11 protein-coding genes and 1 pseudogene are annotated in these 12,152 nt (G+C 42.1%); 6 read left to right on the forward strand and 6 right to left on the reverse strand.

The features are described 5' to 3' along the window. The first annotated feature begins 55 nt into the window (after positions 1-55). Positions 56-217, forward strand: coding sequence for a CopG family transcriptional regulator (locus CV014_RS17635; RefSeq protein ID WP_103138235.1), 162 nt, complete (start codon positions 56-58; stop codon positions 215-217). Positions 218-883: 666 nt separating this feature from the next. Continuing rightward, positions 884-1,402, forward strand: a complete 519-nt coding sequence (locus CV014_RS17640; RefSeq protein WP_236143215.1) for an O-acetyl-ADP-ribose deacetylase — start codon at positions 884-886, stop codon at positions 1,400-1,402. A 79-nt stretch (positions 1,403-1,481) separates the two neighbouring features. On the opposite strand, the gene CV014_RS17645 is transcribed toward CV014_RS17640, so the two are convergent. After that, positions 1,482-1,856, reverse strand: a complete 375-nt coding sequence (locus CV014_RS17645; protein ID WP_236143216.1) for a DUF4870 domain-containing protein — start codon at positions 1,854-1,856, stop codon at positions 1,482-1,484. A 511-nt stretch (positions 1,857-2,367) separates the two neighbouring features. Here CV014_RS17645 and CV014_RS17650 point away from each other — a divergent pair. Beyond that, positions 2,368-3,441: a transposase gene (locus CV014_RS17650; protein WP_236143217.1), complete on the forward strand. Its 1,074-nt coding sequence runs from the start codon at positions 2,368-2,370 to the stop codon at positions 3,439-3,441. 122 nt (positions 3,442-3,563) lie between these two features. Here CV014_RS17650 and mutL read toward each other — a convergent pair whose 3' ends face one another. Next, positions 3,564-5,312, reverse strand: coding sequence for a DNA mismatch repair endonuclease MutL (mutL, locus tag CV014_RS17655; RefSeq protein WP_236143227.1), 1,749 nt, complete (start codon positions 5,310-5,312; stop codon positions 3,564-3,566). Between the two features lie 84 nt (positions 5,313-5,396). Then, on the reverse strand, positions 5,397-6,380 hold the full coding sequence (gene ygfZ, locus CV014_RS17660; RefSeq protein WP_236143218.1) for a CAF17-like 4Fe-4S cluster assembly/insertion protein YgfZ: 984 nt from the start codon (positions 6,378-6,380) through the stop codon (positions 5,397-5,399). A 127-nt stretch (positions 6,381-6,507) separates the two neighbouring features. Here ygfZ and CV014_RS17665 point away from each other — a divergent pair, with 127 nt between their 5' ends. Further along, a complete protein-coding gene (locus CV014_RS17665) occupies positions 6,508-6,714 on the forward strand; it encodes a type II toxin-antitoxin system HicB family antitoxin (protein WP_236143219.1) in 207 nt (68 codons plus the stop codon). Between the two features lie 62 nt (positions 6,715-6,776). Next, on the forward strand, positions 6,777-7,466 hold the full coding sequence (locus tag CV014_RS17670; RefSeq protein WP_236143220.1) for a hypothetical protein: 690 nt from the start codon (positions 6,777-6,779) through the stop codon (positions 7,464-7,466). A 130-nt stretch (positions 7,467-7,596) separates the two neighbouring features. Here CV014_RS17670 and CV014_RS17675 read toward each other — a convergent pair whose 3' ends face one another. Continuing rightward, positions 7,597-8,082, reverse strand: a complete 486-nt coding sequence (locus tag CV014_RS17675; protein ID WP_236143221.1) for a hypothetical protein — start codon at positions 8,080-8,082, stop codon at positions 7,597-7,599. Between the two features lie 167 nt (positions 8,083-8,249). Here CV014_RS17675 and CV014_RS17680 point away from each other — a divergent pair, with 167 nt between their 5' ends. Continuing rightward, on the forward strand, positions 8,250-10,187 hold the full coding sequence (locus CV014_RS17680; protein WP_236143222.1) for a serine/threonine protein kinase: 1,938 nt from the start codon (positions 8,250-8,252) through the stop codon (positions 10,185-10,187). Between the two features lie 246 nt (positions 10,188-10,433). Here the strand turns inward: CV014_RS17680 and CV014_RS17685 are convergent, their stop codons facing one another. After that, complete coding sequence (locus CV014_RS17685; RefSeq protein ID WP_236143223.1) at positions 10,434-11,084, reverse strand: heterocyst differentiation related protein; 651 nt, start codon at positions 11,082-11,084, stop codon at positions 10,434-10,436. Between the two features lie 244 nt (positions 11,085-11,328). Continuing rightward, a pseudogene (gene trpA / locus CV014_RS17690) lies at positions 11,329-12,127 on the reverse strand (tryptophan synthase subunit alpha). Positions 12,128-12,152 lie beyond the last annotated feature (25 nt).

Genomic DNA, 12,152 nt, shown 5'->3' on the forward strand with positions numbered 1-12,152 from the left:
TAACAGTTTAGATGATTGATAGTAGAGGAGTATATCAAACATAGGTTGTTCAATTATGAATAAGAAATGGGCTGTGAAACGACTGACAATCAACCTGACATCAGGTGAGGTAGAAAAGTTAGAGACATACTGTTCCAAGACTGGAAGACCAGCTACAGACGTAGTTCGGGAGCTAATTCGCTCTTTAGCAACTGAAGAAGCACAAAATGCCAGTTGAACTGTTGTGTAAAGTGCGATCGCTTGATTTATATCTGCTGCAAAGCTGTATGATACGTTAAAGAAACAAGACCAGTTATCCTTGCTACTGCAAAACAAACAGGCAGTCATACATAGATTGCCAAGAGCAGCAGCCATGCTTACAAAGTTTTTATCGCTGCTTTCTAGAATATTAACTCTATCCGTGATTCATTCAAACTGGTAATGTAGGGGTTTAGCAATGCTAAACCCCTATACAATTTTGCACAAAAATTTTGATATTTTCCTGCACACACAAGTATGCTCAGTGAGCAAATTGAATTCCTATATAGGATGCCTATTTGATTTTTGAATAGACTCAGTAAACTATTTCTTCGCTGTTTCTGTGATTGTATTTTTCGCCTAACTCTAATCTAACTCTAGGCGTAATTCATCAATCAAATCGGATTACTATATTATTGCTTTTGTGGGCAAATAATTCGGGAGTTCAGGGGATATAGGGAATGCTTAACCATAAAGAACTAGCTAAAAATATAAAATAGGGAGATAATTTAACTTACAGCAGAGTTACTATCTCTCATAAATGAAATTCAAAACCGATAACAGCTTATAAGGTTGCGTATTTTTTAGTATTCGCGCCTAGCCCTACTTGTCAAAAAGTTAATTATTATATAGAAGTTTAAATATTATGCAGAGAATAGAAATTATTCAAGGTGATATTACTCAGTTACTAGTAGACGCAATTGTGAATGCTGCGAATAGTTCTTTATTAGGTGGCGGTGGGGTTGATGGAGCAATTCATCGTGCGGCGGGAAAAGAACTGTTAGCAGAATGCAGACAGCTAGGAGGCTGTAAAACCGGTGAAGCAAAAATTACTAAAGGCTATAATCTTCCTGCTAAATGGGTTATTCATACCGTCGGCCCTATTTGGCAAGGTGGTAATCAAGGAGAAGATGAATTACTAACAAAATGTTATGATAATAGTCTAGCTTTGGCAGCACAGTATCAAATTAAAACTATCTCTTTTCCAGCTATTAGTACGGGTGTGTATAGATTTCCTGTAGAACGTGCTTGTAGAATTGCAATTTTGACTGTTCAAGAATTTTTAAAGCATCATAGGGAGTTAGAACAGGTGTTTTTTGTGTGTTTTGGACAAAGTGCCTACGATGCTTATATAAAAACAATGTCAGAAATTGCTGAAAACTAGTCTAGTATGATGCTATTTTTAGAGACAATATTTCTCTTTGATAGACGCAAGTACATACTTTGAGGATGAATCAACCTAATTAAAATACTCGAAAGATAAACGGATAACGGAAAGGTTCATCAGGCTGAGTTAAACAGTGAAATAAAGCCCAAATAGTCAATCCCCAATGGAGAGCAAAACCGAAAGCTACCACGGGGAAAAATATAATTCCGCCTATACCAAAGGTAAGCCAAGATAGCAATCCTAAAGGTACACCTATAACTGTTGCCCAAAACCACACATTCAAGTGAAAATTCATTGATTCTTTGGCATTACTTTTCACTACTGGGTCATCGGAAATTAAGTTAATTACAAAAGGCACACCGATGGAAAATAGTATGGTACTAAAAAAAATTGATCCATGACATAGAGACGATAGTAATTTACGTTTATCAGAATCGTATGTTACTTGCATTCTAATGACTCCTCATATATCTTTTCTGTCTTAATTTTAAAGGATACTTTCTAGCTTGTGTTTTATCGTTTACCGTACTCAACAATAAAAGTGGTTTTTCCTGATGATATATGAGTGATGGTCATGACTAAATACAATTTCAGAGATGAGGTTTACCGAACTGGTCATTAGTCAATAGTCAATAGTCAATAGTCATTAGTCAATAGTCAATAGTCAATAGTTCTTCTCCCCCTGCCCCCTGCACCCCTGCCCTTTCAAGGGTAGGGGTTTAAGAAAGGGGCAGAAAAGCAGGTAAAATATACAACTGTTATCAAACCGCAAAAATCCGCAAGTCAGATAAAGCGAAGAATTGAGGGTGTCAGGGAGAATGCTGTTAGGAAAAAATGAGGAATTAAGGCAATGGACTAGAACAGTGATAGAAAAGATGCCCCATCTGTCCAAGTCGCAAGCATTGATACTAGCAATGTGGAGTTTTGGGATAGTGATGACCCAATCATGTGGACTGACAACAGTGTCAGTGTTCTTAGCAGAGTTATTGGGAAAAAAGGAAAATACAGTACGTCAGCAACTCAGAGAATGGTTAAGAGATGGGGAAGATAAAACAAAAGCAACAACAGGACGGGCAACACTAGATGTGACATTGTGTTTTAGACCTTTGTTGTTATGGATTCTGAGTCTGTGGCCACAAGAGGAAAAACGGTTGGCATTAGCAGCTGATGCCACAACATTGAGTGATAGATTTACAGTCTTAGCGATTAGTGTTGTTTATAGGGGTTGTGGAATTCCCATAGCCTGGAAAATAGTGGAGGCAACTAAACCAGGAAGTTGGAAACCGCACTGGCAAAAATTATTAAGCGACATCAATGAGACTGTACCAGCAGATTGGTTTGTCATAGTGACAACAGACCGTGGACTGTATGCTGACTGGCTATATCAACAAATTCAATCCCTGGGTTGGCATCCATTTATGCGAATTAACCAAATTGGACAGTTCAAACCTCAAGGAACTGAATCTTGGCAACCTTTAAATACTTTGGTCTCGGAAGTTGGTCAGTCGTTCTCTGGTTTAGTTACTTGTTTCAAAACTAACTCTGTCAAATGTACTTTGGTAGCTCGCCATGATGAGGGTTATGCTGACCCTTGGTTAATTCTCACCGATTTACCACCGGAAATTGCGGATGCTTGCTGGTATACCATGCGCTGTTGGATTGAGTGTCTGTTTAAAGATGGCAAACGCGGCGGTTTTGGTTGGCATCGCACCAAAATTACTCACCCCAAACGCGCCGAGAGGCATTGGTTGGCGATGGCTGTTGCTACTCTGTGGCAAGTTAGCGTCGGTGGAGAAGTTGATGCCAATCTACCCATTAGTAGTTTAGATGAGCTACCACCCACTCATGTTGCTCGACGCAATTTCAAACATAGTGTTTTCCATCGTTGCTTGAGTTGTTTTCGGCGTGGATTTTTAGTCATTAAAGCTGCTGTTCTTAATCGAGAACCTTTACCCATCGGTAGCTTTTTCCCTCAACCTTGGCCTAACTTGACTCCACAACTTCATGTCTTGAAAATCACTCTCTCTACTGCCTGATTTTTAAACCCCTACCCTTAAAAGGCACCCCTGCCCCCCTGCCCCCTGCACCCCTTGCCCCCTGCCCCCCTGCCTCCCCTGCCCCCCCTGCACTTCAAGCGATGCTTTTTGGTTGGGAGTTATTAAATACCGTGACTCTTGCCAATTACCCAGTGACGGCGGAAAAATCGGGATAAGGCTGATTCATCTAATGATAAGTAAATTGGGCGACCGTGGGGACAGGTGCGGGGGTTACGGGTGCGTTGCCAATTGTCTAGTAACTGCTGCATTTCTGGTAAACTCATCGGTGTGCCGTTGCGGATAGCACTGCGACAGGCGACGGCAACTTGGGCTGTTTGTAAATCGCCGCCCCAACTGAGTTCTAGAATTGCGTCTGCACAATCTTCACGGTTTTGTAACATAGCGGGAAGGTTACGTACCGCCCAAAGTTGTTCACCAAAGGGTTCGATGTCGAAACCGATGCGTTGTAGTTGGGTGACTTGGGCAGGTGATAATTGATAAAGAATGATTGGTGTTTCTACTGGAGTTAGTTGCCAGTTATCACACAATTGTTCGTACAATACTCGCTCATGGGCAATGTGTTGTTCTACTAACCACATTCCGCCCGGATGTTCAGCCACGATGTAGGTATTGCTGACTTGGGCGACGGCTTTGAGGAAATGGGGACACTTCGACAAGCTCAGTGCTTCGCTGGGGGCTGGGGATTGGGGATTGGGATTAAGATTGTAATTACCTTTTTCTTCTGCGGCTTTGATGAGTTGGCTGACTCTGGTGGTGTGGACTGATTCTTTGATGTTAGCGGAACTTAGACGCAGTGCTTGGTTAATGGCTTGGGTGATTTGTTCTTGCCAATAGGTTAACTCGTTGAGGTAAATTTCAGTTTTGGCGGGGTTACGATTCCAGTTGATTTGGTCTGGGGAAATTACTAGATGGAGAAAACAAATCGGATAGCGATCGCGTGGTAATGTACGATGAAATGATCCCAGAATCGCCTGTTCTAATTCCGGTGATTTTACCATCCTGCCATTAATCGCTACCCTCACCCAGTCGGGACGATGGCGGTGACATCTATCTGGTAAGCCTACCACTAGGGTGAGTGCTGAGTGCTGAGTGCTGAGTTGTGAGTGCTGAGTTGTGTTAGTGGTAGCGCGGGGTTGATCTGGTGGTGAGTTTTCTGGGTTGGGAGGGATTTCTTGTGTTACTTGTTGTAAGTCGCCTTGTCTGACTTGGGGTAAGAGTTGCGGTATGAGTTGTCCGACGGTAGCGGCTGGGGAGATGGTAAACCATTGGCGGTCATCTTGCCAAACTTGCCAAGTTACTTGGGGATGACAAAGGGCAATGTTGTAAATTGTGGCTTGTACAGCTTTCATTTGCTGTGCTGTGGAGGGTAAACCATGACGACGTGCTGCACAATTAGCAAATAAATTCGAGACCGTGACTACTGTACCAGGAGCGATCGCTGTCGCTTCGACTTGAATAGCTTTCCCCCCTTCCCCATAAACCACTCGCCATCCCACGTTCCCATTGCTAGAACGGCTAAAAATCTCCAAATCTGCCAATGTCGTTAAACTGTGTAATGCTTCTCCCCGAAATCCCAGACTGTTAATTTTCCACAAGTCGTCACTAGAGTGGATTTTACTGGTGCTGTGAGATGTTGCTGCTTGTTGCAAATCATCTAAATCCATCCCGCAACCATTATCTGTGACACGGATACGCCACTGTTGTGGCCAAAGTGCAATCACAATTCTAGTTGCACCCGCATCTAAAGCATTTTCCACCAATTCCCGTACCACAGATGCAAAAGAATCAATTACCTCACCTGCGGTAATTAGATGTACGACTTCTTTTGGTAAAGCTTGAATAGATGTCATGGGGAATTGGGAATTGGGAATGGGGCATTGGGCATTGGGCATGATTTTTTCTACCTTGTCTCCCTCCACCTCCCCTGTTCCCTCTTATGGATATTCGTGAGACACAAAGGGGATGGCGATGATTTCGCCTTCGGTGTTGCCTACTTGTATTTTTAACCCTACACCACCGGCTTTGCTTTTCACGTAACCTAGTCCAAAATAACCATCGGGTGTTTCGGTATAACTGGTGAGTTTACCGATTTTCTCGTCGCCAATTGTAATAGTTTCACCTACTGCGACTGGACTATTCAGTTTAATTCCCCAAAGATATTGTTTGACACCTTTATATGTATTTAACCGGGCAATGGTTTCTTGTCCGATGTAGCAACCTTTATTAAAGGAAATGGTCTGCCATAGACCGACTTCTAAGGGATTAAAATCATCTGTGAGTTCTGCGTCTGGGGCTGGTCTACCTTGGATGATGCGTAAATGTTCCCAACCGCGATCGCTTAATTCTACCGCCCCTAAGTCTAAAATTTGCTGCCATACTTGCTCTTTGACGGACGCAGGCAAAATTACTGTGTAACCAGGGGACGCTAAACCACTACCAACTGCAACGATGATACTGTCATCTACTGTTATATGATTACCGTGGGGTTGACCGATAATTGCCCCAGCACCAAGTTTTTCAACTACCGCGTCACTTCCTGTACCAATGAGACTAAAAGTTGCAGTTTCTTCCGTCACATCTGCTAATTGCACCTTATCAGCAAAGAAGATATAACGATCTAACCATTGCATTAAAAATTCACGACGGTTAGGCGATACTAAAAGCAACACTGCGTCATCCAACACATAAGCACTGACTAAATCTATCGTGCGGGCTGTGGATGTTACCATCACCGTGTCACAGCCTTGTCCTGGCTTGAGACTTTGGAAATCGTTCGTACTTTGATTGTGTAAAAACCTGATACGGTCATCTTCAGAAACACGGATGCGTCCCCAAGAAGAGCGATCGCATACAGCAACCCCTGCGGTTGCGGCTTGGATAGCAGCTGCGTCTTTACCGTCAAGTGCAGATGTTGGCATAGTAGTCAAGAGTTGCCCTGTTTCAATGTTTTCGCATTGGTGATTTTAGCAAATCCTGGTTAACGGCTTCAATGCACCTTTGAATTGTTCAAGACATATAATCAAAGAAAAAGTGCGAACAAAACTTATGAAACAAACCTTTACTGCAAGTCTATGCCAAGAAGGTAATTGGTTTGTGGCACAGTGCTTGGAAATTGATATTGCTAGCCAAGGCGAAACTGAAGCTGAGGCCTTGTCTAATTTAGAGGAAGCTTTATCACTGCATTTTGAGCCACCAGTTGCTACCATGACTCCTCAAATTAAAACTATTCAGGTGGAAATAGGTGTCGCTTAAGCCATTACCTTATCGTGAAGTGAAGCGTAAAGCGGCAAAAAAATCATCAATGTAAACCAAATATGGGAATACGTTATTCCAACATCATGCTACAGGGAGTTTCCCAAAATGAATTAGTTAATTACCTATCTAATATTAAATTTGATGCTTACGTTTCTCCTACAGTCAATGAGTACACTGTTTTATATGATTTAGCATCAATCGGTTATCCCAATAAATTACCGAAATATATCCAACAAGAATATAATTTCTCATCTTTATACAAAAGATATTTATCTCCCCAGCAAGCTATTATGGCTTGTTTATGCTCTCATCTGTCTAGGAAATTTAACTGCTCTATTTTGGCTATTTATGTTATTGACGGCATTACATTTTGGTATCATCTTTCCCAAAATGGCTATCTGTTAGATGAGTATATAACAGATAACTATTCACACAGTAAAATTGCAGTATCATTAACTGATAGAAATGCCACCAACTCTGCGGAAAAACTATGCAATGCTTTTAGTAAAGAATATGCGATTGCTCAAGTAGAAACAATTCTTAGTGAACCTGTAGAGAAGTATGATTCCATGACACGCCATGAACTACTCGCTAAAGCTTTAGAGATTCGCCCCTGCTGGGTAGTGGGGATGAATTATCATTGTTTTACGGGAGAAGAAGATTTTGAGGCACATTATGAATGTTATCGTGAAGACTGTGAGCCTAGCTATGAAGAAGCGTTACAGATGGTGACAAAGACTACTCTATAGTTTTGATTGATATGACTCGAAATATATTATAAAAATAGCGATCGCCTACTTCATTCTTTACCAAAACAGAGTTTATTGATATAGCCCCAGAATCATATTCTGAGGACATTTACAGTTAATTAGCACTTAATTATTCAGGTAAATTAGCAAACACCTGTTCAACTAAATTCTTAGTTTTATCTTCTAAATGTTGCCAATCTACTTCCCCAAATTCATCAATTAAATTAGTATCAATATCAACATTTTCACTTTCTGGGTGGTAATTTATAAAACATACTTGATAGCATAATTCCCACAAATCAATACTGACATTTTGGTCTTGACGTTGCAAACATAAGTGATATCCTGGATGGGGCATTGGCAATCTCGCAAGTCTTTCTCTGATGGCTTCTGCTTGTTCTAAAGTTGCATCTTCCATCTCTTGCAATAACTGTGTCACCAAAGCTTTAGTCTCATCAGTGACGTTAGCTGGCCAAATCAGCACATCTTGGTAAGTTCCCTTCCAAGCAGATTCTTCTAACTGTTTGCGAAGATTATCAATTACGCGAATGAAAGCAGGCTGCATCAGCAGTTCGGCCTGCTGCCATGTATTTTGGTCTGTTATTCTAGGTGGCATTGGTAATTAACGAAGGCACTAAAAGGAAAATTTACAGTCTGTATTTATTAAAAGAATTGCGTATGGAGTTCAAATCTTTTATCAAGATAGCGGATTTCACTACCAAAAATTTGGAGATATTAATTACCATCGGGAAAATCTAGGTGATAACTGTGGGGAGGGATTTTATGATAGGCAAGCTACTAGACCATCGTTACCAAGTCGTTCGTGTCTTAGCTGTGGGAGGCTTTGGTCAAACCTACATAGCCCAAGATACCCGCAGGCCTGGAAATCCCATATGCGTTGTGAAGCACCTCAAACCCACTAGTTCTGACCCGAAAATTTTTGAAACAGCCAAGCGTCTGTTTAACAGTGAAGCAGAAACTTTAGAAAGGCTGGGTCATCATGACCAAATTCCTCGGTTATTGGCTTATTTTGATGAAAATCAAGAATTCTATTTAGTCCAAGAATATATTGAAGGTCATACCATTACAGAAGAACTTATCCCTGGTAAGCGTTGGAATGAAACCCAAGTGATGCAATTTTTGCAGGATGCGTTGAGTATTCTGGAGTTTGTTCACCAGCAAGGGGTAATTCACCGCGATATTAAACCTGATAATATTATTCGCCGTACCTCAGATCATAAGTTAGTTTTAGTAGACTTTGGTGCAGTTAAGCAATTACGCACATCAATGGTGACAGTTGGGGGACAACCCACTGCGACAGTCGCTATTGGGACTCCTGGTTATATGCCCACAGAACAGGGACAAGGTAAACCCCGACCGAATAGTGATATTTATTCTCTCGGTATTATCGCCATTCAAGCTTTAACAGGACTACCAGCCGCCGAACTGCAAGAAGACCCCAACACAGGGGAAATTATCTGGCTGCATTTAGTCAAAGTCAACTCTCGTCTGGCAGAAGTGTTAACTAAGATGGTGCGTTATCACTTCAAAGACCGTTACCAAACCGCTACAGAAGCCTTGCAAGCTTGTAAAGATGCTGCTAACCCTTTGCCTGTGGCTGTATCAGCTAAGGCGGAAAAATCTATTAATAGTTCTCACTACCAACCTACTACACTACCATCTCAGATAACTCGACAAAAAACTGTAGCGGTTGCGCCAGCTAACCCAATTAAACCTCAACCATCGCCTCCCAAATCCCCCAAATCTGACCCTTGGCCATTATTAATTGGCTTGTTTTTAGCCGGTGGTGCGGCGGCTGTGGTGGCTAATGTCTATCCCAACGTGAAAAACTTTGCCTCTAATTTCTTAGGGAATGATGCGACAACTGCCAATAAATGTTTAGCGGTGGTAGCGGGTAATTCTAATATCCGTTCTGAACCGAGTTCGATTAATTCCGATAATGTCTTACAAACAATTGGCGAAAATAGCAAATTTGAGGTAACTGGTAGACGCACTAAGCGGGGTTGGGTGGAAATTAAATTTAATTCCCGGCGTTTGGCTTGGGCGCACTCAGATGTGATTATCAATAATCAGGAATGGACTGCTTGTCTGCGTAATAAGGGTATTGCCATTCAGACATTCACTGATAATCAATTTATTGCTAGTAAACCAGTACCTCAACCCAAAGAAAAATCTCCAGAGATAATTACCCCATCCGCATCACTCGAACCAATAATTTCCGCCACTCCTACCCCTGCCAAATCTCAAGAAGATCCTGCCAAAATTATCGCCAAAGCTAGACAAAAGTATGATTCAGGTGATTTACTAGGTGCGATCGCTACACTTAGATCCGTTCCTGATAGTGCCTCTGCTGGCATTAAAGAAACAACCGCCATGATTCAACAATGGCAACAAGATTGGGAAAAAGCAGACGCACTATTTAAAGATATCAACCAAGCTTTAGATGATGGTCAGTGGGATAAGGTTTTAGACTACCAAAAGCATCCTGAAAAATTACCCAACATTAAATACTGGCGAGACAAGTTAGAACCAGTCTTTAAACAAGCTGCCGAAAACCTGGAGAAACAAGTTACTTCCCACACCAAGAATCAAGACAGCGAAAACCACTCCCAGCCAGAAACCTCCGAGAGTGAACAATCGACAGATTCAGATGATTCAAATATTATCAGTCCCGAAAAACTACCGCAAAATGGATATTGAACCAATTCGCAATTCGCAATTCGCAATGGACTAACGTCCCGCTACGCTAACGCAATGGACTAATGTCCCGCTACGCTAACACAATTAAGTGTTGTGACTGGGACTTAAAGCTCTAAATTTTAGTAAGTTAATGCGAGTTCTATTACCTCTCCCCAAACCCCTCTCCGACACGGAGAGGGGCTTAAATATGTCAAAAAGTAAAAGTCGAAAGAAATATCTTTTGCCTTTTGCCTTTTGCCTTCTCTCTTACCTCATTTCGTCATATTCGTGAGTTTCAATGCGTCTAGCATCCACACCACCAGGGGGTAGAAATTCTGCACGCCGCACAGGAACTAAAGGCTGTGTAGGGCCGTGGTAGGGGTGAATTACTTGAACGGTGCGACTAGAATTTTGTCTTGAAGAAAATAAAGATAACACACCAGCAACAACAATACCGCCACCAATGGTGATAGTAGCACCGCCAACTGCCCAGACTATAGGTGAAGACCACCAAGGTGTGTCTGCTTGGAATGCTGCTGTCGCCAGCTTTTGGCTATTTTGCTGTGCTAATTGCAGTTGTTGATTATTGTAGTTTTGGAATTGGAATTGGAGTTGTTGATTTTGCGCTCTCAATTGCTCGTTGTCGGTTTTGAGGCGTTCCAAATCCATTTTTAGCCGTTCTAATTCTATTCTTTGTTCGGCGTTAGGCGCGGTAGGGGGCTGACTATTAGGGTATTGTGTTTGCCCGTAGGGAGGATAATACGTTGGGGGCTGGATTTGGGGTGCTACCACAGTGGACGGAATTTGAGGACTAACAGCGAAATTAGGCTGTAGGGAAGCACTTGTCCCCCTCAGTAATAAAAGAGCGGCCAGTCCAGCTACAGCGACACCGCCAATAAATGCCATACTCTCACTCATCGCCCTTTAACCTCACCTGCGATGTAAATATTTGTAATCTCTAACTGACTCACACACACACTCATAATCTGTTAAGCCTACTTAATTTCACATAATACCCAAATCATAGATGACTGTATCATTTGTTTTTTTACAGCCCAGTATTGTGATGTTAATATTCAAGACCATAAATATGGAATTGTCCACTATAGCTGGGTAAAAAAAACTTCCTTGTCATACTTTTTAATCTAGTGTATCTTGCTCATCAAGATATGGTGATGGCTGTTTTAAGATTTTGGCAAAATTCGGCGATCGCACTGAGTCCTTGTGCTGGTGTACCTTCGGCTAACCGTTTCACAAAGGCACTGCCCACAATGGCTGCATCTGCTCCCCAGGCTTTTACCTGCGTTGCTTGTTCTGGTTGAGCGATGCCAAAGCCTACACCAATGGGTTTATCTGTGAATTGACGAATCTTTTGTAATAAATCAGACACACGACTTTCCATTTGCGATCGCATCCCCGTGACACCGGTAACACTCACTAAATAGATAAACCCTTGGGAAGCTTGAGAAATGGCGGCGATTCTTTCGGCGGAACTAGTAGGGGCAATTAACAGAGTTAAATCAATCCCTTTCTCACTAGCGGGTTTTAATAGTCCGTCTGCTTCTTCTAAAGGCAAATCAGGAACTACCAAACCAGACACCCCAGCCGCCGCGATTTGTTCTAAAAATTGATCAATTCCCCGATGCAGAATCGGGTTGTAATAAGTAAATAAAATAATTGGTGCTTGCAGACTGGGAGTAGTAGCTTGGAGCATTTCTAGCACAGCTTCCAAAGTCGTCCCCCGTTGTAAAGCACGGGTAGCAGCCGCTTGAATCACAGGGCCATCAGCCAGAGGATCAAATAGGGAACACCTAATTCAATAAAATCAGCACCGTGAGCATCCAGAACCTTTAAAGCTTCGGCTGTGGTGGCTAAATCGGGATCACCGGCAGTAATAAACGGAATCAGAGCGCACTCTTGATTCCGTTGAGGGTTTGAAAGCGATCGGTAATAACGGTCATTAGTCGATAGTCATTAGTCATTGGT

Source organism: Nostoc sp. CMAA1605, from assembly GCF_021596505.1.
GTDB lineage: Bacteria > Cyanobacteriota > Cyanobacteriia > Cyanobacteriales > Nostocaceae > Trichormus.

Coding starts and splice junctions, on each gene's coding strand:
- CV014_RS17635 (WP_103138235.1), top strand. CDS start 56: ATGAATAAGAAATGGGCTGTGAAACGACTGACAATCAACCTGACATCA.
- CV014_RS17640 (WP_236143215.1), top strand. CDS start 884: ATGCAGAGAATAGAAATTATTCAAGGTGATATTACTCAGTTACTAGTA.
- CV014_RS17645 (WP_236143216.1), bottom strand. CDS start 1,856: ATGCAAGTAACATACGATTCTGATAAACGTAAATTACTATCGTCTCTA.
- mutL (WP_236143227.1), bottom strand. CDS start 5,312: ATGACATCTATTCAAGCTTTACCAAAAGAAGTCGTACATCTAATTACC.
- ygfZ (WP_236143218.1), bottom strand. CDS start 6,380: ATGCCAACATCTGCACTTGACGGTAAAGACGCAGCTGCTATCCAAGCC.
- CV014_RS17665 (WP_236143219.1), top strand. CDS start 6,508: ATGAAACAAACCTTTACTGCAAGTCTATGCCAAGAAGGTAATTGGTTT.
- CV014_RS17670 (WP_236143220.1), top strand. CDS start 6,777: ATGGGAATACGTTATTCCAACATCATGCTACAGGGAGTTTCCCAAAAT.
- CV014_RS17675 (WP_236143221.1), bottom strand. CDS start 8,082: ATGCCACCTAGAATAACAGACCAAAATACATGGCAGCAGGCCGAACTG.
- CV014_RS17680 (WP_236143222.1), top strand. CDS start 8,250: ATGATAGGCAAGCTACTAGACCATCGTTACCAAGTCGTTCGTGTCTTA.
- CV014_RS17685 (WP_236143223.1), bottom strand. CDS start 11,084: ATGAGTGAGAGTATGGCATTTATTGGCGGTGTCGCTGTAGCTGGACTG.